Consider the following 19,892-nt stretch of genomic DNA (forward strand, 5'->3'; position numbering starts at 1 on the left):
CAACACATCTTTTGGTTGAGCGTGAATTAGAGGAGTCTATCAGTTAGTGCAACGGGGAAACAGAGCCATGAGCGATACCGTGGACAGGTAACAACTGTTCAGTTTGCTGAATGTGAAACCGGAAGAGGTCATCGCCCTGTCACAGTGTGCTGGCAGGCTGGTCTCGCAAATAGGCCAGGTAGGCGGGATACGCCGAGATCGAGTTATGCCCCGCTCCGTCGATCACCCGCATCGAGGCTACGCCGCGGGCAAAGCGCGACAGCAGCAATGCGGTGCTCTGCGCCGGAATGATTTCGTCGTTCCCGGCCGCGATCAGGAGCGTGGGCGCCCTGACAGCCGGCGCGTATTGGCCCGATTCGTATTTGTCGCGCAGCAGCCAGCGCACCGGTAAATATGGGAACTGCCGGGCGCCAAGCGCGGCCAGGCTGTCGAAGGGCGTGACCAGCACCAGCCGCGCCACAGAACGCCGGGCCGCCAGCTGGATCGCCACACCGCTGCCGAGGCTGCGCCCGATGACGACGATCTCGCGGTGCTCGGCCGCGGCCCGGTCGAACAGCGCCAGCGCATCGGCGACCAGCGCCTGTTCCGTCGGCTTGCCGGAACTGCCCAGGTAGCCGCGGTAATGCATCAGGTACAGGGCGTGTCCGGGAAAGGCCTCGTCCAGCTGGGGCAGGCTGGCGGTCACGTCTTCGGCGTTGCCGCCGAAGTAGAGCACGGCCTGCGGCCCCTGGCGCGGACGTTCCGACACCCTGACTTCGGCGCCGGGCAGCGCCAGCGTCGTCGTCCTGGGCGCCGCCAAGGCCGGGGTGGAAGGCGGAAAATAGATGTAGGAACGCTGGAAAGCGAACAAGGCCGCGCAGATGGCCAGGTAGCCGGCCAGGGCGATCAGCAGGAGCATGGTCACCGCCTTGCGCATCGGCCGGCGCGTCCTCAGCCGGCCCGTACTTTTGTCAGCAGTTTGGTGGTCGAGCGGTCATGCTCGAAGTCGATGGCCACCGCCTGCCCGCCGTAGGCCAGCACGGCCTGCCCTTCGGGAATCGCATCCATCTGATAGTCGCCGCCCTTGGCGTAGATCTCGGGCTGCGCTTCGAGTACGGTTTCCAGTGCCGTGTCCTCGTCGAATTCGACCACCAGGCTGACCGATTCCAGCGCCGCCAGCACCGCCATGCGGTCGGCCAGCGTGTTCAGGGGGCGGTCGTCGCCCTTCCCCAGGCGCTTCACCGACGCGTCGGTGTTCGCCGCAACGACCAGCGAGGCCCCCAGTTCGCGCGCCTGCGCCAGGTAAGTGACGTGGCCGCGGTGCAGGATATCGAACACGCCGTTGGTCAGCACGACGGGTTTAGGGAGGGCGGCGACGCGCGCCTTGAGCTCGGCGCGCGAGCAGATCTTGTTCTCGAAATTCGGCATGGTCTTAATGTGGAGTGGCAGGGTCTTGCGGTTCTTCTTCGAGCATCATCGACAGCGGCGAATTCTTGGCGCCGCCCTCTTCGCCTTCGCGCCGTTCGCCCGACAGCTTGATCTGCAGGCGCAGGCCGTTGGCCGAGTCGGCATTGCGGATCGCCTCGTCGTAGCTGATGTAGCCTTTGTTATACAGCTCGTACAGCGCCTGGTCGAAGGTGCACATGCCCAGTTCGCGCGACTTGTGCATGATCTCCTTGATGCTATGAAAATTCCCCTTCAGGATCATCTCGCCGATGGTCGGCGTGTTCAGCAATATCTCGATGGCGGCTTTGCGGCCCTTGCCGTCTTCCGTGCGCACCAGGCGCTGCGAGACGATCGCGCGCAGGTTGGCGGATAAATCCATCAGCAGCTGGTTGCGGCGCTCTTCCGGGAAGAAGTTGATGATGCGGTCCATCGTCTGGTTCGCGTTGTTCGCGTGCAGGGTGCCGAGGCACAGGTGGCCCGTTTCGGCAAAGGCGATCGCGTGTTCCATGGTCTCGGTGTCGCGGATCTCTCCGATCAGGATCACGTCGGGCGCCTGGCGCAGCGTGTTCTTCAGGGCGTTGTGCCAGGAGTGGGTATCGACGCCGACTTCGCGGTGCGTGACCAGGCAGTTCTTGTTCTTGTGGACGTACTCGACCGGATCTTCCACCGTGATGATGTGGCCGGCCGAGTTGCTGTTGCGGTAGTCGATCATCGCCGCCAGCGTAGTCGACTTGCCGGAACCGGTGCCGCCGACGACCAGCACCAGGCCGCGCTTGGTCATCACCACGTCCTTCAGCACTTCGGGCAGGTCGAGCTTTTCGAAGTTCGGGATTTCCGAGGCGATGGTGCGCACCACCATGCCCACGCTCTGCTGCTGCACGAAGACATTCACGCGAAAGCGGCACACGTTTGGCAGCGAGATCGCGAAGTTGCACTCCATCTCCGCTTCGAACTCGGCGCGCTGGCGCTCGTTCATCAGCGACACGGCCAGCGCACGCGTGACTTCGCCGCTCAGGCGCTGCTGGCTCATCGGCTTCATCGCGCCCTGGTGCTTCATGCTGGGCGGGAAATCGGCGGAAATGAAGAGGTCGGAACCGCCCTGCTGGTGCATGACGGTCAGCAGCTTCTGGATGTAGGCCAGGGCTTCGGCCGGGCCAAAGGAAGTGGACATGCGTGCCTTTCTTAATCGTCGGGCGATGAATCTGCATCGATCTCACCCACAGGGCATTATATCGACTAAGATTCTGGTTAAATTACTATTCTGGCTGACCACGCCGGGCCATGGCAGGATTATTATTGCACCACTGCAATTCGACTGACCATACTCTATGACACTCACCGAGCTGAAATACATCGTCGCCGTTGCGCGTGCCAAACACTTCGGCCATGCCGCCGAGTCCTGTTTCGTGGCGCAGCCCACCCTCTCGGTCGCCATCAAGAAACTTGAAGACGAGCTCGGCGTCACGCTGTTCGAGCGCGGCGGTTCGGAAGTGTCGGTCACCCCGGTCGGCGCCCAGATCGTGGCCCAGGCCGAACGCGTGCTCGAGCAGACCGCCGCCATCAAGGAGCTGGCGAAACAGAACAAGGATCCGCTGGCCGGCCCGCTGCGCCTGGGCGTGATCTACACGATCGGGCCCTACCTGCTGCCGCCGCTGGTGAAGAACCTGATCGACAACGTGCCGCAGATGCCGCTCGTGCTGCAGGAAAATTTCACGGTCAAGCTGCTGGAACTGCTGCGCCAGGGCGAGCTCGACGCCGCCATCATGGCGCTGCCCCTGCCCGACCACGGCATGCTGATGCAGACCCTGTACGACGAACCTTTTGTGGTCGCCACGCCGCGCACCCATCCCTGGTCGAAGCGCCGCGAAATCCCGGCCGACGATTTAAAAGCGGAAACCATGCTGCTGCTGGGCAGCGGCCACTGCTTCCGCGACCAGGTGCTGGAAGTCTGTCCGGAAATGGCGCGTTTCTCCTCGCCGGGCAACGGCATGCAGCGCACCTTCGAGGGCTCGTCGCTGGAGACGATCCGGCACATGGTGGCCAGCGGCATCGGCCTGACCGTGCTGCCGCGCGCGTCGGTGCGCGACATGGAGGATCCGAACGGGATGCTGTCGTTTGTTCCGTTTGCGAATCCGGCGCCTTCGCGGCGTGTGGTGATTGTCTGGCGCAAGAGTTTTACGCGGCGGGCGGCGATCGAGGCGGTGTGCAATGCGGTGGCGCAGTGCGATTTGCCGGGGGTCGATATGCTTGCTTTGGAAAAGGCCGCGTGATTTTGTAAGGTGGGCGGGTCTCCCGCCCACGCGGTGATCGTTATCGGCTGCATTGTCGTGCCGGATGATCTTGTGGCTATCTATCACCGCGTGGGCGGCAAAGCCGCCCACCTTACGGCCCTTCCGATACGCGTCCGTCGCCCCCCATCCCAAACCCGGTAAAATCGCTGTCTTGTACACAATAATTCTTGCGCGACAAGAAGCGAATCCATGAACAAGCTGGCGCTCTACTTCCGGCTGGTCCGCGCTGACAAGCCGATCGGCATCCTCCTCCTGCTCTGGCCCACGCTGTGGGCGCTGTGGATGGCTTCCGGCGGCAAGCCCGATCCGATGGTGGTCGTGATCTTCGTGCTCGGCACCGCCCTGATGCGCTCGGCCGGCTGCGCCATCAACGATTACGCCGACCGCGACTTCGACAAGCACGTCAAGCGCACGGTCGACCGGCCGCTGACCTCCGGCCGCATCAAGGGCTGGGAAGCGGTGATGGTGGCGGCCGTGCTGGCCATCGTGTCCTTCCTGCTGATCCTGCCGCTGAACACGCTGACCAAGCAGCTGTCGGTGGTGGCCGTGATCGTCGCCGGTTCCTACCCCTATTTCAAGCGCTTCTTCGCGATTCCCCAGGCCTATCTCGGCATCGCCTTCGGCTTCGGCATCCCGATGGCCTTCGCCGCCGTGCTGGGCCACGTGCCGGCCGTGGCATGGTGGCTGCTGGTGGCGAACGTGTTCTGGGCCGTGGCCTACGACACCGAATACGCGATGGTCGACCGCGACGACGACCTGAAAATCGGCATCCGCACCTCGGCCATCACCTTCGGCCGCTTCGACGTCGCCGCCGTGATGCTGTGCTATGGCGTGGCGCTCGCCATCGACCTGGTCTGCGGCTGGATGCTGGGCCTGCGCTGGTGGTTCGTGGCCGGCGTCGTGGCAGCGGCGGGTATCGCGCTCTACCACTACACCCTGATCCGCGACCGCGACCGCATGCGCTGCTTTGCGGCCTTCCGGCACAACAATTGGTTGGGTGCGGCACTTTTCATCGGTGTCGCGTTAGACTATGCATTAGGATAATATTGTCCGAAATGCACCAAGCGTTGCGGCTACTGGCCGCACTCCACATTCCGATGAAGAGGACCTCCCCATGATGGAAAAAATCCCGACCCAGACCGGCGCCCGCGATCAACTGCTGGCCGACCTGAAAACCGTCATCCAGGACGCCGAAGCCTGGCTGCGCCACGGCAGCTCGCTGACCGGCGAAGAACTGACCAAGGCGAAAGCCAAGTTCGAAGGCGCCCTCGCCGGCGCCAAAGAGGGCCTGGCCAACCTGGAAGTGGTCGAGAAGTCGAAAGCCGCCGCCAAGGCCACCGACACCTACGTCAAGGACAATCCCTGGAAGGCAGTCGGCATCGGCGCCGCGGTCGGCGTCGTGCTGGGCATGCTGATCAATCGTCGTTGATCGTGTTCACCGAGACGGTCGGCCGCATCGGGTCGACACTCGTGTCCATGGCGCGCACGCGCCTGGAACTGGCCGCCGTCGAGGCGCAGGAGGAAGCGCAGTCGCTGCTGGGCTATGCGGCCTGGACGCTGCTGGCGGCCTTCCTCGGCGCCTTCGCGTTCATGCTGGTCGCCCTGTTCGTCATCGTGCTGTTCTGGGACGAGCACCGTCTGCTCGCGATCGGCGCCATGGCCGGCGTGTTCGCGCTGGCGGCCGTCCTGATCCTGGCCCGCGTGCGTGCCGGCTTCGCCGCGCGCGGCCCGATGCTGGCGGCGACGCGTGCGGAACTGGGCAAGGACATCGCCTTTATCAAGGGCACGGGGATTCCACATGAACAGTGAACACACTCCTCTGGCCGTGCGGCGCGCGCATCTGGTTGCGGAATGTGCGCGCCAGCGCGGGGACATGGCGGATCAGTTGAATCTGCTGAAGGCGCCGGTCGAACGCGTCCAGGGCGCGGCGGGATTCATCGGCGCGCATCGCAAGACCCTGCTGGCTGGAGCCGGCGTGGCGGTCGGCGTGATGATCGCCCGGCCCAAGCCGGTGCTGGCCGTGATCGCGGCGGGTGCGTCCTTGTGGCAGCTTGCGCAGCGCGTGGTGCCGGTGGTGCAGAGGATGCTGCCGACGGTGCAGCGGGTGTTGCCGATGGTGCGCGCGCGGATGGGCGGGCATCTCGAATAAACGATTGGTGGGCACGGGGCGCCCACCCTACGATACTGTAGGGTGGGCGCTCCGTGCCCACCGTTCTTAATCCTTCCCTAATTCCTCACCCAATTCGCGCCCGCGCGCGGCCGCCGCTTTCATCGCAGCGACAATCGCCTCCTTCACGCCCGCCGCTTCCATGCTCGTGATGGCCGCATGCGTCGTCCCGCCTTTCGAGGTCACGCGCTGGCGCAGCACTTCCAGCGATTCATCCGACTGCGCCGCCAGTTGCGTCGCGCCGCTGAAGGTCGCCAGCGCCAGCTTTCTCCCCTGCTCCGCGCTCAGCCCCATCTCCTGCGCCGCCGCGACCATCGCTTCCAGGAAGTAGAAAACGTAGGCCGGCCCGCTGCCCGACACCGCCGTCACCGGATCGATCAGCGCTTCGTCGTCCAGCCACACGGTCTGGCCGACCGCGCCCAGCACCTTGTCGGCGGCTGCACGCTGCTCCTCGCTCACGCCCGCCAGCGCCACCAGCCCGGTGACGCCCTGCTTGATCAGCGCCGGCGTGTTCGGCATCGCGCGCACGATGGCCTGGTGGCCGTTCATCCAGCGTGACAGGTCCACGCCGCGGATGCCCGCCGCGATCGACAGCACCAGCTGTCCGTTCGCCAGATGCGGCGCCAGCGCACCCGCCACCTCGCGCATCTGCTGCGGTTTGACCGCCAGCACGATCACCTCGCACGACGCCACGGCCGCGTCGATGCTGCCCGACGTGCTCGCGCCGTACTGCGCCGCCAGCTGCGCCAGCGCTTCCGGCTTCGGGTCGACCACGTGCACCTGCACGTCCTGTCCTTTTACGAGGCCGGCGATGAGCGCGGTAGCCATGTTGCCGCCGCCGATGAAAGCGATCTTCATACTGTTCCTTTTAATCGTAATGGCGTGAGCCGAAGATGGCGCTGCCCACGCGCACGATGGTGGCGCCTTCGAGGATCGCGGAGGCCATGTCGCCCGACATGCCCATCGAGAGCGTATCGAGATCGAGGCCGTCCGCGCGCAGGTCGTCGGCCAACTGGCGCAGCCTGGCAAAGGCGGCGCGCTGCAGCGCCGGATCGCTTTGCGCTTCGGGAATCGCCATCAGCCCGCGCAGCCGCAGATTCGGCAGGCTGGCCACCTGGCCCGCCAACTCGGGCAATTCGGCGGCCGTGGCGCCGCTCTTGGTCGCTTCTCCGCTGATGTTCACCTGCAGGCAGATGTTCAGCGGTCCCAGTTCCGGCGGACGCTGCTCCGACAGGCGCTGGGCGATCTTCAGGCGCTCGACCGTATGCACCCAGGCGAAGTTGGCCGCGATCGGACGCGTCTTGTTGCTCTGGATCGGGCCGATGAAATGCCACTCGAGAGGCGTATCGGGTTGCGCGCGCGCCACGGCGGCGATCTTTTCGACGCCTTCCTGCAGGTAGTTTTCACCGAAGGCGCGCTGGCCCGCGGCCATCGCTTCGAGCACGGCTTCCATCGGGAAGGTCTTCGACACGGCCAGCAATCGGACGCTGGAAACCGGCCGGTTGGCGGCCTGCGCGGCGGTCGCGATTGTCGCTTCGACAGCTTGCAAGTTGGCGGCGATTGTGGACATAATTGTTTTCTATAGGCAATTTTCGCGCGGAAGTACGCCGGAGCTGAGCCTCCACGCAAAAGGATTATAAATGGACATCTCCGAACTCCTCGCCTTCTCGGTAAAGAACAAAGCCTCCGACCTGCACCTCTCGGCCGGCCTGCCGCCGATGATCCGCGTGCATGGCGACGTGCGCCGCATTAACCTGCCGCCGCTCGAGCACAAGGACGTGCACGCCATGATCTATGACATCATGAACGACGGCCAGCGCAAGCAGTACGAGGAAGTGCTGGAGTGCGACTTCTCGTTCGCGATCCCCGGCCTGGCCCGTTTCCGCGTCAACGCCTTCAACCAGGAACGCGGCGCCGCCGCCGTGCTGCGTACCATTCCGTCCAAGATCCTGACGCTGGAAGAACTGAACGCGCCGAAGATCTTCGGCGAGCTGGCCCTGAAACCGCGCGGCCTGGTGCTGGTCACCGGCCCGACCGGCTCGGGTAAATCGACCACGCTGGCGGCGATGATCAACCACCTGAACGAAACCGAATACGGCCACATCCTGACGATCGAAGACCCGATCGAATTCGTGCACGACTCGAAGAAGTGCCTGATCAACCAGCGCGAAGTCGGCCCGCACACGCTCTCCTTCAGTAACTCGCTGCGCTCGGCGCTGCGCGAAGACCCGGACGCCATCCTCGTCGGCGAGCTGCGCGACCTCGAGACCATCCGTCTCGCCTTGTCCGCGGCCGAAACCGGCCACCTCGTGTTCGGCACCCTGCACACCTCGTCGGCCGCGAAGACGATCGACCGTATCGTCGACGTGTTCCCGGCCGAAGAAAAAGAGATGGTGCGCGCGATGCTGTCGGAGTCGCTGCAGGCCGTGATCTCGCAAACCCTGCTGAAAACCAAGGACGGCTCCGGCCGCGTCGCCGCGCACGAGATCATGATCGGCACCCCGGCGATCCGTAACCTGATCCGCGAAGCGAAGATCGCGCAGATGTATTCGGCGATCCAGACCGGCAGCAACGTCGGCATGCAGACCCTGGACCAGAACCTGACGGACCTCGTGCGCCGCAATGTGATCTCCAGCGCCGCCGCCCGTTCGGCAGCAAAGATTCCCGAAAACTTCCCAGGTTAAAAAATGGAACGCGACCAGGCATCGAAATTCATGTTCGACCTGCTGCGCCTGATGGTCAGCAAGGGCGGCTCGGACCTTTTCATCACCGCCGGCTTCCCGCCCGCGATCAAAATCGACGGCAAGATGACGCCGGTCTCGAGCCAGGCGCTCACGGCCGCGCACACGGCCGATCTCGCGCGTTCGATCATGAACGACAAGCAGACCGCCGGCTTCGAACTGACGAAAGAGGCGAACTTCGCGATCAGCCCGGGCGACCTGGGACGCTTCCGCGTCTCCGCCTTCGTCCAGATGAGCAGCGTCGGCATGGTGCTGCGCACGATCACGACGCAAATCCCGAAGTTCGAGGACCTCGCGCTGCCGAACGTGCTGAAGGACGTGATCATGGCCAAGCGCGGCCTGGTGATCATGGTCGGCGCCACCGGCTCGGGTAAATCGACGACCCTGGCCGCGATGGTCGGCTACCGCAACGAGAACAGCTACGGCCACATCATCACGATCGAGGATCCGGTCGAATTCGTCCACCCGCATAAAAACTGCGTCATCACCCAGCGCGAAGTGGGCGTCGACACGGACAGTTTCGAAGCGGCCCTGAAGAACTCCCTGCGCCAGGCGCCGGACGTGATCCAGATCGGAGAAATTCGCGACCGCGAGACGATGGAACACGCGATCGCCTTTGCCGAAACCGGTCACCTGTGCCTGGCCACCCTGCACGCCAACAGCGCCAACCAGGCGCTGGACCGCATCATCAACTTCTTCCCCGAAGAGCGCCGCCAGCAGCTATTGATGGACTTGTCGTTGAACCTGCGCGGCCTGATCTCGCAGCGCCTGGTGCCGAAGAAGGAAGACAAGGGCCGCGTGGTGGCGATGGAAATCATGCTGAACTCCCCTCTGATTTCGGACCTGATCTTCAAGGGCGAAGTCCACGAGATCAAGGAGATCATGAAGAAGTCGCGCGAGCTCGGCATGCAGACCTTCGACCAGGCTCTGTTCGATCTCTACGAGGCGGACAAGATCTCGTATGAAGACGCGCTGCGCAATGCCGACTCGGTGAATGACCTGCGCCTGAACATCAAGCTCAATAGCAAGAGTTCGAAAGACCGCGATTTCTCGGCCGGGACCGAGCACCTCGGCCTGGTCTGAGCCGCCGGCGGGTGTATGATCCCGCCATGAACGTCTTCGACTTCCACGCTCCTCTACTGGACGGCACTCCCACCGACCTGTCGCGCTACCGCGGCAAGGTGCTCCTGATCGTCAACACCGCCAGCGCCTGCGGCTTCACGCCCCAGTACAAGGGGCTGGAGGCTGCATATCGCCAGTTCCGGCAGCGCGGCGTCGAAGTGCTGGGCTTCCCCTGCAACCAGTTCGGCAAGCAGGAATCCGGCAGCGAAGCCGAGATCGGCGCCTTCTGCGAAAAGAACTACGGGGTCAGCTTCCCCCTGTTCGCCAAGGTCGAGGTCAACGGGCCGAACGCGCATCCGCTGTTCCAGCACCTGAAGCGCGAGGCGCGCGGCGTGCTGGGCACCCAGGCCATCAAGTGGAATTTTACGAAGTTCCTGGTTGGCCCGGACGGCAAGGTCGTCAAGCGCTACGGTCCGGCGACGAAACCGGAACAGATCCTGGGCGACATCGAAGCCCTGCTCAAGTAAGACAACGCAAAAACGAAAAGCCCGCAGATGCGGGCTTTTCGTTTTTTGCGACCGTGCTTACTTCTGGATCGGCGCGACCGGCACGCTGGCCGGGGTCGGCGAGGTTTCCGGGGTCGGCGCGCTGGCAGGCGCCACGCTCGCATCGACATTCCCGCTCACCGGGGTGGTGGCCGGGGTCGTGGTCAGGACCGGCGCTGCGGTGGTGCCGGTGGTGCCGGTGGTGGCCTGCACGTCGGCCGAGGTCGAGGTCGTACCCGACGTTGCGCTCGAACCGGAAGTGGTCGTCGAGGTAGGCGCCGCTGCATCGGTGGCCTCGGTCTTCGCAGGCTCCTGCGTGTCCTTGTGCTTGGCCTTGGTCTTGGTGGACTTCTTGGCCTTGGCCGTATCCGCTTTCGCTGCAGGCTTGGCGTCCGTCTTCGTGTCCGCCTGTGCCGTCACAACAGGAGCTGCGGCAGGCTTGGCGCCCGTGTTCAGGGTCGACTTGACGTCCTTGTTGTCGACCAGGACGGCGGTCTTCGCATCCATCTTGCCGGTATTGGCTTTGGCGACAGGCGCCGGGCTTTGTGCATAGGCGGCGCTTGCGAACAGGCCGGCGATCAGGGTGGCGGTGATTTTTTTCATGGTGTGGCTCCTTGTAGTGGCCGTCGCCCGTGCGACAGGCAAGGGAAGCCCGCGCTGGCGCGGGCTCGATCGACTGAGGGGTTTATTTGGTCTTGGCGGTGGCCGAGACATCGGCGCCGTGGGTGCCGGCGTGGCCGGTGGTGCTGACTTCCGCAGGCGGTTTCACGCTCGACTTGACCGGGGTCTTACCGTCGGCCTTGGCGGCCGCCTTGGCGTCCCTGGTATCGGCCTTGAGCGTTTCCTTTGCTTCCTTGGTATCGGCCTTCAGCGTCGCCTTGGCGTCCTTGGTGTCGGCCTTCAGCTCGGCTTTCGCTTCCTTGGCGTCGGCCTTGACTTCCGCCTTGGTGGGCGCAGGCGTGGCCGTGGTCTGCGCAAAGGCGGCAGTGGCGAACAGGCCGGCGATCAGGGCAGCGGTGATTTTCTTCATGGTCGAGCTCCTTGTTGGTTGTCTTGTCAGTGCACGTTTTGCATGTCACTGAACCAACAACGAAGCGCGGACACAGCCTGTTGACCAGTTTAACAATCGCTTACATTCGTGGCATTTGCTTACAAGCCTGGCAAACTTAGTTGTCGTAAAGCCAGTCGATGTCCTGCGATGGCACGGCGGCATGCAGCACGAAGCGGATCGCATTCACGAGCGGTTGCGCCGCCTCGAACGACGCCGCAGCGCGGCCGAACCAGCCAGTACCCTTGCGCCCCAGCGACAAGCCCCAGTGTTCGTCGCTGCCGTCGATGTTTCCACACAGGATATGAAAGACCACGCCCTGGCCGGCGTCGAAGCTCAGCATCCAGCCCCAATCTTCCGCCACCGGGTAACTCGTCACGACGCCCTGCTGCGCAAGCTTTCCCGCCAGCCAGAACGCCAGCTCGGCGCCATATCTGCGCGGATTGACCTGGCAGGTATCGGGCAGGATCGGCTTGAACCGGCCGCTCCTGAACTCGGCGATGTCGCGGATGTCCTTCACGCGACGTTCAGGCCCATCGTCCGCACCAGCTCCGCCGCCTGCCGCGGCGAGATCGTCGCGCCTGCAAACAATTTGACGTTCACCAGCTTCAGGCCGCCGAGATCGGCCTCGCGCAGGTCGGCGCCGTCGAAGCGCGTGTCCTTGATGTGGGCGTCGCGCAGGCCGCCGCCTTCGAACACGGCATCGCGGAAATCGCAGCCCGACAGATCGGCGTCGGCGAAGTCGAGGCCCATCAGGGTCTGCTTGCGGAAGGACATGCGGCGCAGGTCGGCGCCGATCAGCAGGCAGTCCTCGAAAGACAGGCCCAGGTAGCTCACTTCCTCGAAGGCGGCGCCGGTCAGCTTGCAGCTGCGGTAGCTGCAGGAGGCCAGCTTGGCGCGGCGCCAGCTGGTGTTGTTCAGGTCGCAGGATTCGAAGCGCGCGTCGACCAGGTCGCCGGATTCGAAGTCGGCATGCCCTGCCCGGCAGCGCCGCCAGCGCGTGCGTGCCAGGTTGGCGGCGTAGAACGAGGTCTCGAGCAGCGCGCAGTTATTGAAAACGCTGTCCTGCAGGTTCAGGCGCGAGAGGTCGGCGCCGGAAACATCGCAGTCCTCGAAGACGAGCAGCGCGTCTTCCTGCAGCAGTTGTTCGATGCGGGCGCGGTCGAGGGAGTCGCCGCTCAGGGTGATGGTGGGACGCGGCATCAGCGGCTCTGGATCTCGGCCGAGCCGTGGATCACGCAGCCGCGGTTGACGTTTTCCAGGAAGCGGATCGCTTCGCCCATCGAAGCCGAGGATGGCACCAGGCGGTTCAACCCGGGCTCGCTGGAGACGCGGTCGAGGCCATAGGCGATCGCGCGCGAGACGTCGCGGGCGCGCTTGCCGTCGCTGTTGTAGAGGGCATCGTAGACGCCGACTTCTTCCCACAAGGGGACGAAACCGGGGGTGGTGGAGTCCTCGAAGACGACGACGGGCTCGAGGCCTCCTTCGTCGCGTACGAGGCGGAATACGGAACTCATTGGCTGCTCTCACGGGTGGTGGCACGGAATGCTAGCACGACGGGCGACACCTGTTGTGGCTGGCCTGACACGCGCGTGCGGGGAAATGCCGGGGAGCGATGCAATTGTTTTGTCGGTATGCATCACGAATTGACTGTTGATTACATTAATACTATTTTCGAAATGCAATACCTACCGCCTCTTTCCTCTTTTAATTGCAGACATTCTCATGTTCACACAGCCGCTCGACCAGGTTGATACCACTGACGCCGCTCCCCGCTTCCCGCTGCTGGACAAGATAGCGCACGCTTATGAGGCATACCAGGCCAGGCGAACCCTGGCCCGGTCGAACAAGCTCTTCGAGAAAGTGGAAGAACAAAAATACCGGTTGACGCAGCGGCACCGCGAAGCCGTTTCCGTTCTCTACAACACCGCCAAGGGTCCACTCGTCGATCAACAATTTTTTGCGACGATGAATGCAGTCGAGGCGATCCAGCAGACCGGGCAAAGCCTGGAGCAGCAACTCGAGCACCAGCGCATCGCCCTGCAATATGGGATGCGTGCGATAAAAGACATCATCGACGGCCGCCGTCGCACCGACGACTGATCCGAGCGGGCGTTACTCCCTGTCAGGCCGCAAGGGCCCGGTCCACCAACTCGATCCAGTGCGTGACCGGCATCGAGGTCCCCGACTGCAGATGGGTCATGCACCCGATGTTCGCCGAGACGATCTCCTTCGCCCCCGTCGCTTCCAGGTTGGCCAGCTTGCGGTCGCGCAGTTCGTGCGCGATCTGGGGGTGCAGCACCGAATAGGTGCCGGCCGAGCCGCAGCACAGGTGGCTGTCGGCGCACAGCACGACATCGATCCCGGCCGCGCGCAGCACGCCTTCCACCTTGCCGCGGATCTGCTGGCCGTGCTGCAGCGTGCACGGCGGGTGGAAGGCGATGCGTTCGGTGACCTTCCCGCGCAGGCGCGCCGCCAGTTGCTCCTCGAAGGCCGGCATGATCTCGGAAAGATCGCGCGTCAGCATCGAGATGCGTCCCGCCTTCGCCGCATAATCCGGATCGTGGGCCAGCAGGTGGCCGTATTCCTTGACCGTCACGCCGCAGCCCGAGGCCGTCATCACGATCGCCTCGACCTGTTCGTTCTCGACATACGGCCACCAGGCGTCGATGTTGCGGCGCATGTCGTCCAGCCCCGCCTCCTGGTCGTTCAGGTGGTAGCGCACGGCGCCGCAGCAGCCGGCCTTCGGCGCCACGATCAACTGGACGCCCAGCGCATCGAGCACGCGCGCAGTCGCCGCGTTGATATTTGGCGCCATCGCCGGCTGCACGCAGCCATCGAGCACCAGCATCTTGCGCGCGTGTGCCCGGGTCGGCCAGTGGCCGGCGCTGCGCGGACGCTGCACCTTGTCCTGCATCTCTTTGGATAACAGCGGCCGCAGCGCCGTGCCCACCCCATACGCCGGCTTGAACAGGCTGGTACGCGGCAGGAATTCCTTGAGCATGGTGCGCTTGACGCGGTCTTTCGGCGGACGCGGCACGCGCTCTTCCACCACGCGGCGGCCGATGTCGACCAGGCGGCCGTACTTCACGCCCGACGGACAGGTCGACTCGCAGTTGCGGCAGGTGAGGCAGCGGTCCAGGTGCAGCTGCGTCTTGCGCGTCGGTTCCGCGCCTTCCAGCACCTGCTTGATCAGGTAGATGCGCCCGCGCGGGCCATCGAGCTCGTCGCCCAGCAGCTGGTAAGTGGGGCAGGTGGCGGTACAGAAGCCGCAGTGCACGCAGGCGCGCAGGATGGCTTCGGCCTCGTTGCCTTCCGCCGTGCCTTTGATGAAATCGGCCAGGTTGGTTTGCATGTTTTAAAACATCCGTCCGGGATTGAAGATGTGCGATGGGTCGAAGGCCGTTTTCAGGCGTTCGTGGATGCGCGCGACCGCGGGGGCCAGCGGCTGGAACACGCCGGCGGCCTTGTCTCCGCCGCGGAACAGGGTCGCATGACCGCCCACGGCGCGCACGGCGCTGCGGATGGTCTCCGCTGCATCGGCAGGCGCGCGCAGCCAGCGCTGAGCCCCGCCCCACTCGATCAGCTGTTCGCCATCGAGGACGATCGCGCCCGTGGTCGACGGCACCGACAAGCGCCACAGCGGCGCCTCGCCCGCGAAGAAGGCGTGGCGCTGTTCGCGCAGGCCGGCCCAGAAAGCGTCGGCATCCGGCACCACTTGCCCGCCCAGCGATTTGATGGCCGCGTCCACCGCCGCCTGCGCGCCCGACAGGCGCAGCAGCAACACGCCCTGGTGCCAGCAGCTGGCCGACAGCGGCAGCGGCTGGCCGCCCCAGGTGTTGAGCAGGCGGATGGCGTCGATCTCGCTCGTCTCGAAACGCAGCGTGGTCTCGGCGAACGCACGCGGCAGCACCTTCACCGACAGCTCCGTGATCAGGCCGAGCGTGCCGAGCGAACCGGCCAGCAGGCGCGAGACGTCGTAGCCGGCCACGTTCTTCATGACCTGGCCGCCGAAGTTGAGCAGTTCTCCCTTCCCGTCCATCAGCTGCGCGCCCAGCACGAAGTCGCGCACGGCGCCGCTGTTGGCGCGGCGCGGGCCGGACAATCCTGCAGCGATGGCGCCGCCAATCGTCGCACCCTCGCCGAAATGCGGCGGCTCGAAAGCCAGCATCTGGTTCTGCTGCGCCAGCACGGCCTCGATTTCGGCGAGCGGCGTGCCGCAGCGCGCCGTGATCACCAGTTCCGTCGGCTCGTAGTCGACGATGCCGCTATGGCCGCGCGTGTCGAGGATGTCGCCCGCCAGCGCGCCGCCGTACCAGTCCTTGGTGCCGCCGCCGCGGATGCGCAAGGGCCGTTGCTGAGCTGCGGCCGCGCGTATCTGTTCCTTGAATTGTTCGATCATCTTTTAAAAACGCGGGAGTTCAGGGAACGGCACATCGCCGTGATGCACATGCAGCTTGCCGAATTCGGCGCAGCGGTGCGGCGTCGGGATCGCCTTGTCCGGGTTGAGCAGCATCGGCACGTCGAAGGCGCGCTTGACGGCGAAGAAGGCGTCGAGTTCGGCGCGTTCGAACTGCACGCACATCGAATTGATCTTCTCCATGCCGACGCCGTGCTCTCCCGTGATGGTGCCGCCCACTTCCACGCACAAGGCAAGGATCGCGGCGCCGAAGGCTTCGGCGCGCTCGAATTCGCCCGGCTGGTTCGCATCGAACAGGATCAGCGGATGCATGTTGCCGTCGCCCGCGTGGAACACGTTCGCGCAGCGCAGCCCATAGGTGGTTTCCATCTGCTCGATGCTGCTCAGTACATGGGCCAGCTGCTTGCGCGGAATGGTGCCGTCCATGCAGTAGTAATCGGGCGAGATGCGCCCCGCCGCCGGGAAGGCATTCTTGCGGCCGGACCAGAACTTCATCCGCTCCGCTTCGTTCTGGGATACCGCGATCGCGCTGGCGCCTGCGCGCTCGAGCACTTCGGCCATGCGCGCGATTTCTTCGGCCACTTCCAATGGCGTGCCGTCGGCCTCGCACAGCAGGATGGCGGCGGCGTCGGTGTCGTAGCCGGCGTGGACGAAGGGCTCGACCATGCGCGCCGAGGTGCGGTCCATCATTTCCAGGCCGGCCGGGATGATGCCGGCCGCGATCACGCTGGCCACCGCATTGCCGCCGGTGACGACGTCGTCGAAGGAGGCCATGATCACCTGGGCCGCGACCGGCTTCGGCACCAGTTTCACGGTCACCTCCGTGACGATGCCGAGCATGCCTTCCGAGCCGATGAACACGGCCAGCAGATCCAGGCCCGGCGCATCCAGCGCCTCGCTGCCCAGTTCGACGATCTCGCCGTCGATGGTGGCCACGCGCACGCGCAGCACGTTGTGGACCGTCAGACCGTATTTAAGGCAGTGCACGCCACCCGAATTCTCGGCCACGTTGCCGCCGATGGTGCAGGCGATCTGCGAGGACGGGTCCGGCGCATAGTACAAGCCGTACTGGGCCGCCGCTTCGGAAATCGCGAGGTTGCGCACGCCCGGCTGGACCACCGCCGTGCGCGCATACTCGTCGACGCGCACGATGCGGTTCAAGCGTGCCGTGGACAGCACCACGCCGTCGTGGATCGGCAGCGCCCCGCCCGACAGGCCGGTGCCGGCGCCGCGCGGCACGATCGGCACCTGCAGTTCGCGGCAGACGTTCAGTATCGCCAGCACCTGCTCTTCGTTGCTCGGCAGGGTGACGATCATCGGCAGCTGGCGGTAGGCCGCCAGGCCGTCGCATTCGTAAGGGCGGGTGTCTTCCGGATCGGAGAGGACAGCGCCATCGGGGAGCCTCGCCTTCAGGGCTGCTGCGACCTGCTGGCGGCGTTCGGTAGAGACTGGGAGAGGGGCGGACATGAGATCGATTGTAGCCACAATCGCATCGTTTTGTCGTATGCTCGGGCTATCTTTTTTTAGGGGCAGGACATCATCATGGGTAATCGACTTTCCAAAATCGCCACACGCACCGGCGACGACGGCAGCACCGGCCTCGGCGACGGCAGCCGCACCGGCAAGGACAGCGCCCGCATCCACGCCCTGGGCGAAGTCGACGAACTCAATTCCTTCGTCGGCCTGCTGCTGTGCGAGGACATGCCGGCGGACACCCGCGAGGAACTGGTTTCGATCCAGCACGACCTGTTCGACCTCGGCGGCGAGCTGTGCATCCCCGGCTACCAGATGATCAAGGACGAGCACGTGGCGCGCCTCGATGGCCTGCTCGAGAAATACAATGCCGACCTGCCGGTCCTGAAGGAGTTCATCCTGCCGGCCGGCTCGCGCGCCGCTTCCACCGCCCACGTCTGCCGCACCGTCTGCCGCCGCGCCGAACGCGCCATCGTCGCCCTGTCGAAACAGGACAGCATCAACCCGCAGCCACGCCAGTACGTGAACCGCCTGTCGGACCTGATGTTCGTGCTGGCGCGCGTGCTGAACCGCTTCGCGGGCGGCAGCGACGTGCTCTGGAATCACGAGCGCAAGCGCGGCTGAGGCGTGCCGATGACGGGTAGCAGCAGCTTCGACGTCCGTTTCTACACGGCCGGCGCCAACTGGCCGACCAACCCCTTCCGCCTGCGCGGCCAGGGTTCGCTCGAGCTGCAGGACGACTTCGTGATCGTGCGCGGCACCAGCCAGCGTTCGTTCCGCATGCCCAAACGCGAGGAACACCGCCTGCGCCGGGTCGACATCGTCAACGCCTGGGCCAACGGCCAGGACGTGCGCTTCGACGTGCTCGGCGTGAAGGGCGACGTGACGGTCGGCTTCAGCGTGGCCGACCGCGAAACGGCCGCGCGCATCGTCTCCCTGCTCCCCACCCGCCAGACCGAACAGTTCGTGCAGGAGCACGAGGAAAACGCCGTTTTCCATGACCGCATCGACTACTGGAGTCCGTCGACGCCGGTGATCTGGGGCCTGCTGACGGCGAACATCGGGATCTTCGCCCTGATGTGGCTGGCGCGCCAGACCTACCAGAACGCCCTCGAAGGCCCGCTGCGCCAACTCTTTGCGTTGAATCCGAGCGTCTCCGCCCTGCTGCACGCCCAGCAGCTGGTGGAATGGGGCTCGAACGTGGGCCGCCTGACGCTGGGTGGTCAATGGTGGCGCCTGGTGAGCTCGATGTTCCTGCACGGGAGCATCTGGCACCTGGGCTTCAACATGCTGGCGCTGTGGCAGGTCGGACGGCTGACCGAACGCATCTTCGGCAGCACCCGTTTCGTGGCCCTCTACCTGCTGGCCGGGATCTCGGGCAGTCTCGCCAGCGTGCTGTGGAACCCGCACGTGAACAGCGTCGGCGCCTCAGGCGCCATCTTCGGCATCATCGGCGGCCTGTTCGCCTTCCTGAGCCGCCCGAACAGCGGCGTGCCGCCGACGGTCGTGAGCGAGCTGCGCTCGTCTCTCCTGCCCTTCCTGCTGTTCAGCCTGTGGATGGGCTTCGTGTATCCGCACACCGATAACGCCGCCCACATCGGCGGGCTGGTCGGGGGCTGGCTGGCGGGATTCCTGCTGGCGCGCTCGATTCATCTGCCGGAGCAGCGGCCGGCCTGAACGCAGGTTCGGAAGGAAAAGGGAAAGGAAAAGAGCGGGCAAAAGCCCGCTCCTTTGCTTTACGACGTGTAGAAAATCAGACCTTGGCGGCGCGCTTGCGGGCGACGACGCCGGCGCCCAGCATGGCGATGCCGAACAGGGCCAGCGAGCCTGGCTCCGGCACTTCGGCCAGCTTGAACTGACCGTTGTTGCTGACGAAGAACTGGCCTGGGCCGTTCGCGTAGGTGCCGCCGCCGCAGCCTGGACCGGTGTAGCCGGCAAATTCGCAAGCGACTTCCGACACCAGGGTGGCGTCCGGATTGGCGACGGTGTTCGCGTTGGTGAAGGCGAACGCCATGATTGCCTCGGTCGACAGATCCTGGCCGTTTTCACGGAAGAAATAGCCCGCGTCCAGCGAGCCGGCTTCCGCGCGTGCCAGCACGGTCACCTGGCCATTGTTGGTCGGCGAGCCGCTTGCATCGACCAGGCCCCCGCCGCCGGCCATCACGGTGAACTCGGCGATCTGCTCGCCCAGGTTGGCGCCGTAGATGCCGGCCGTGGTGGCGTACTGGTTGTTGGTCGGGTTCTGGTACATGCGGATGGTGCCGCCGGTGAAGGTGAAGGCGCCGCTGAAGTTACCGGTACCGGTCGCCTCGAGGGTTGCAGTGATATTGCCGCCTGGGAAGTTCACTGGGAACAACCTGCCATTGCTGTCAGCCTGCACGATGTTGAATACACCGTGTTCGGTGAACGAGAAGCTGCTACCGCCGGTTGGGTTGAGTTCAATGAACGCATTGCCGTTCACGTCGAGGTATTCATTGATGCTCTGACCGCCGGCAAAGCCGCCGCCGGACGGGTTGAACACCCAGTCGTTGAGCACGGTGGCAGCGTTTGCGCCTCCCGCGAGCGACATCGCAACTGCAGTAGCACAAGCCAATTTCTTCAGAAATTTCATGATCGTCATCCTCTGTTCGTGGTTGATCGGGCAATGGCACAGCAATTCATGTCTAGCAACCACCGTACCAGCCAAAGGACGACCTTACAGATCAATGACTTACGATTTT

The 19,892-nt window shown here is 64.7% G+C and carries 25 protein-coding genes; 11 read left to right on the plus strand and 14 right to left on the minus strand.

Features of this window, described 5'->3' with window-relative positions:
- Nucleotides 1-139: 139 nt before the first annotated feature.
- The 3 genes from ACFPQ5_RS02275 to ACFPQ5_RS02285 are packed head-to-tail and all read right to left on the minus strand — an operon-like array spanning nucleotide 140 to nucleotide 2,596.
- Nucleotides 140-898, minus strand: coding sequence for an alpha/beta hydrolase (locus tag ACFPQ5_RS02275; RefSeq protein WP_379751489.1), 759 nt, complete (start codon nucleotides 896-898; stop codon nucleotides 140-142).
- Between the two features lie 32 nt (nucleotides 899-930).
- A complete protein-coding gene (gene rfaE2, locus ACFPQ5_RS02280) occupies nucleotides 931-1,407 on the minus strand; it encodes a D-glycero-beta-D-manno-heptose 1-phosphate adenylyltransferase (protein WP_379751491.1) in 477 nt (158 codons plus the stop codon).
- Between the two features lie 4 nt (nucleotides 1,408-1,411).
- Complete coding sequence (locus ACFPQ5_RS02285) at nucleotides 1,412-2,596, minus strand: PilT/PilU family type 4a pilus ATPase (RefSeq protein WP_379751493.1); 1,185 nt, start codon at nucleotides 2,594-2,596, stop codon at nucleotides 1,412-1,414.
- Between the two features lie 157 nt (nucleotides 2,597-2,753).
- On the opposite strand from ACFPQ5_RS02285, the gene ACFPQ5_RS02290 reads away from it, so the two are divergent.
- The 5 genes from ACFPQ5_RS02290 to ACFPQ5_RS02310 all read left to right on the plus strand — a co-directional run bounded on the left by ACFPQ5_RS02290 (nucleotide 2,754) and on the right by ACFPQ5_RS02310 (nucleotide 5,865).
- Nucleotides 2,754-3,695 carry a hydrogen peroxide-inducible genes activator gene (locus tag ACFPQ5_RS02290; RefSeq protein WP_136220729.1) on the plus strand — a complete coding sequence of 314 codons (942 nt, stop codon included), beginning with the start codon at nucleotides 2,754-2,756 and terminating at the stop codon, nucleotides 3,693-3,695.
- A gap of 210 nt (nucleotides 3,696-3,905) precedes the next feature.
- On the plus strand, nucleotides 3,906-4,760 hold the full coding sequence (gene ubiA, locus ACFPQ5_RS02295; protein ID WP_379751495.1) for a 4-hydroxybenzoate octaprenyltransferase: 855 nt from the start codon (nucleotides 3,906-3,908) through the stop codon (nucleotides 4,758-4,760).
- A gap of 70 nt (nucleotides 4,761-4,830) precedes the next feature.
- A complete protein-coding gene (locus tag ACFPQ5_RS02300; RefSeq protein ID WP_379751497.1) occupies nucleotides 4,831-5,145 on the plus strand; it encodes an ElaB/YgaM/YqjD family protein in 315 nt (104 codons plus the stop codon).
- A 2-nt stretch (nucleotides 5,146-5,147) separates the two neighbouring features.
- Nucleotides 5,148-5,525 (plus strand): phage holin family protein, encoded by a 378-nt coding sequence (locus ACFPQ5_RS02305; protein WP_379751636.1) that lies wholly within the window; start codon nucleotides 5,148-5,150, stop codon nucleotides 5,523-5,525.
- Nucleotides 5,515-5,865 (plus strand): YqjK family protein, encoded by a 351-nt coding sequence (locus ACFPQ5_RS02310; RefSeq protein ID WP_379751499.1) that lies wholly within the window; start codon nucleotides 5,515-5,517, stop codon nucleotides 5,863-5,865. The genes ACFPQ5_RS02305 and ACFPQ5_RS02310 overlap by 11 nt, the downstream gene beginning before the upstream one ends.
- A gap of 66 nt (nucleotides 5,866-5,931) precedes the next feature.
- Here ACFPQ5_RS02310 and proC read toward each other — a convergent pair whose 3' ends face one another.
- Together proC and ACFPQ5_RS02320 are read right to left on the minus strand one after the other, a co-directional pair.
- Nucleotides 5,932-6,741 (minus strand): pyrroline-5-carboxylate reductase, encoded by an 810-nt coding sequence (gene proC / locus ACFPQ5_RS02315; protein WP_379751501.1) that lies wholly within the window; start codon nucleotides 6,739-6,741, stop codon nucleotides 5,932-5,934.
- A gap of 10 nt (nucleotides 6,742-6,751) precedes the next feature.
- Entirely contained in the window at nucleotides 6,752-7,453 is a 702-nt protein-coding gene (locus tag ACFPQ5_RS02320; RefSeq protein ID WP_379751503.1) for a YggS family pyridoxal phosphate-dependent enzyme, read from the minus strand.
- Between the two features lie 70 nt (nucleotides 7,454-7,523).
- Between ACFPQ5_RS02320 and ACFPQ5_RS02325 the strand changes: the two genes are divergently transcribed.
- The 3 genes from ACFPQ5_RS02325 to ACFPQ5_RS02335 are packed head-to-tail and all read left to right on the plus strand — an operon-like array spanning nucleotide 7,524 to nucleotide 10,213.
- Nucleotides 7,524-8,567 carry a type IV pilus twitching motility protein PilT gene (locus tag ACFPQ5_RS02325; protein WP_379751505.1) on the plus strand — a complete coding sequence of 348 codons (1,044 nt, stop codon included), beginning with the start codon at nucleotides 7,524-7,526 and terminating at the stop codon, nucleotides 8,565-8,567.
- Between the two features lie 3 nt (nucleotides 8,568-8,570).
- Nucleotides 8,571-9,707 carry a PilT/PilU family type 4a pilus ATPase gene (locus tag ACFPQ5_RS02330; RefSeq protein ID WP_379751507.1) on the plus strand — a complete coding sequence of 379 codons (1,137 nt, stop codon included), beginning with the start codon at nucleotides 8,571-8,573 and terminating at the stop codon, nucleotides 9,705-9,707.
- Nucleotides 9,708-9,733: 26 nt separating this feature from the next.
- On the plus strand, nucleotides 9,734-10,213 hold the full coding sequence (locus ACFPQ5_RS02335; protein WP_379751509.1) for a glutathione peroxidase: 480 nt from the start codon (nucleotides 9,734-9,736) through the stop codon (nucleotides 10,211-10,213).
- Nucleotides 10,214-10,270: 57 nt separating this feature from the next.
- Here the strand turns inward: ACFPQ5_RS02335 and ACFPQ5_RS02340 are convergent, their stop codons facing one another.
- The 5 genes from ACFPQ5_RS02340 to ACFPQ5_RS02360 form a co-directional block, all read right to left on the minus strand.
- Nucleotides 10,271-10,834: a hypothetical protein gene (locus ACFPQ5_RS02340; RefSeq protein WP_379751511.1), complete on the minus strand. Its 564-nt coding sequence runs from the start codon at nucleotides 10,832-10,834 to the stop codon at nucleotides 10,271-10,273.
- Nucleotides 10,835-10,916: 82 nt separating this feature from the next.
- Nucleotides 10,917-11,261, minus strand: coding sequence for a hypothetical protein (locus tag ACFPQ5_RS02345; protein ID WP_379751513.1), 345 nt, complete (start codon nucleotides 11,259-11,261; stop codon nucleotides 10,917-10,919).
- A gap of 136 nt (nucleotides 11,262-11,397) precedes the next feature.
- The gene (locus ACFPQ5_RS02350) at nucleotides 11,398-11,799 is read right to left on the minus strand and encodes a hypothetical protein (RefSeq protein WP_379751515.1); all 402 of its coding nucleotides are present in this window, start codon (nucleotides 11,797-11,799) and stop codon (nucleotides 11,398-11,400) included.
- Nucleotides 11,796-12,482, minus strand: coding sequence for a pentapeptide repeat-containing protein (locus tag ACFPQ5_RS02355; RefSeq protein ID WP_379751517.1), 687 nt, complete (start codon nucleotides 12,480-12,482; stop codon nucleotides 11,796-11,798). The genes ACFPQ5_RS02350 and ACFPQ5_RS02355 overlap by 4 nt, the downstream gene beginning before the upstream one ends.
- Entirely contained in the window at nucleotides 12,482-12,796 is a 315-nt protein-coding gene (locus tag ACFPQ5_RS02360) for a hypothetical protein (protein ID WP_136220715.1), read from the minus strand. Before ACFPQ5_RS02360 ends, ACFPQ5_RS02355 begins: the two co-directional genes overlap by 1 nt.
- 208 nt (nucleotides 12,797-13,004) lie before the next feature.
- Between ACFPQ5_RS02360 and ACFPQ5_RS02365 the strand changes: the two genes are divergently transcribed.
- A complete protein-coding gene (locus ACFPQ5_RS02365) occupies nucleotides 13,005-13,382 on the plus strand; it encodes a hypothetical protein (protein ID WP_379751519.1) in 378 nt (125 codons plus the stop codon).
- A 22-nt stretch (nucleotides 13,383-13,404) separates the two neighbouring features.
- Here the strand turns inward: ACFPQ5_RS02365 and glcF are convergent, their stop codons facing one another.
- Genes glcF through ACFPQ5_RS02380 form a run of 3 tightly spaced genes read right to left on the minus strand, consistent with a single transcriptional unit; the run spans nucleotide 13,405 to nucleotide 17,166 of the window.
- Nucleotides 13,405-14,634 carry a glycolate oxidase subunit GlcF gene (gene glcF, locus ACFPQ5_RS02370; protein ID WP_379751521.1) on the minus strand — a complete coding sequence of 410 codons (1,230 nt, stop codon included), beginning with the start codon at nucleotides 14,632-14,634 and terminating at the stop codon, nucleotides 13,405-13,407.
- A gap of 3 nt (nucleotides 14,635-14,637) precedes the next feature.
- Nucleotides 14,638-15,681 carry a glycolate oxidase subunit GlcE gene (gene glcE / locus ACFPQ5_RS02375; RefSeq protein ID WP_379751523.1) on the minus strand — a complete coding sequence of 348 codons (1,044 nt, stop codon included), beginning with the start codon at nucleotides 15,679-15,681 and terminating at the stop codon, nucleotides 14,638-14,640.
- 3 nt (nucleotides 15,682-15,684) lie between these two features.
- A complete protein-coding gene (locus ACFPQ5_RS02380) occupies nucleotides 15,685-17,166 on the minus strand; it encodes an FAD-linked oxidase C-terminal domain-containing protein (protein ID WP_379751525.1) in 1,482 nt (493 codons plus the stop codon).
- A gap of 75 nt (nucleotides 17,167-17,241) precedes the next feature.
- Here ACFPQ5_RS02380 and ACFPQ5_RS02385 point away from each other — a divergent pair, with 75 nt between their 5' ends.
- The gene (locus ACFPQ5_RS02385; protein ID WP_379751527.1) at nucleotides 17,242-17,796 is read left to right on the plus strand and encodes a cob(I)yrinic acid a,c-diamide adenosyltransferase; all 555 of its coding nucleotides are present in this window, start codon (nucleotides 17,242-17,244) and stop codon (nucleotides 17,794-17,796) included.
- A gap of 9 nt (nucleotides 17,797-17,805) precedes the next feature.
- Nucleotides 17,806-18,849, plus strand: a complete 1,044-nt coding sequence (locus tag ACFPQ5_RS02390; protein ID WP_379751529.1) for a rhomboid family intramembrane serine protease — start codon at nucleotides 17,806-17,808, stop codon at nucleotides 18,847-18,849.
- Between the two features lie 76 nt (nucleotides 18,850-18,925).
- On the opposite strand, the gene pepA is transcribed toward ACFPQ5_RS02390, so the two are convergent.
- Nucleotides 18,926-19,783: a flocculation-associated PEP-CTERM protein PepA gene (gene pepA, locus ACFPQ5_RS02395; protein WP_379751531.1), complete on the minus strand. Its 858-nt coding sequence runs from the start codon at nucleotides 19,781-19,783 to the stop codon at nucleotides 18,926-18,928.
- Between the last annotated feature and the right edge of the window lie 109 nt (nucleotides 19,784-19,892).

The organism is Massilia suwonensis, from assembly GCF_042655665.1.
In the GTDB taxonomy this organism is placed as follows: domain Bacteria; phylum Pseudomonadota; class Gammaproteobacteria; order Burkholderiales; family Burkholderiaceae_D; genus Telluria; species Telluria suwonensis.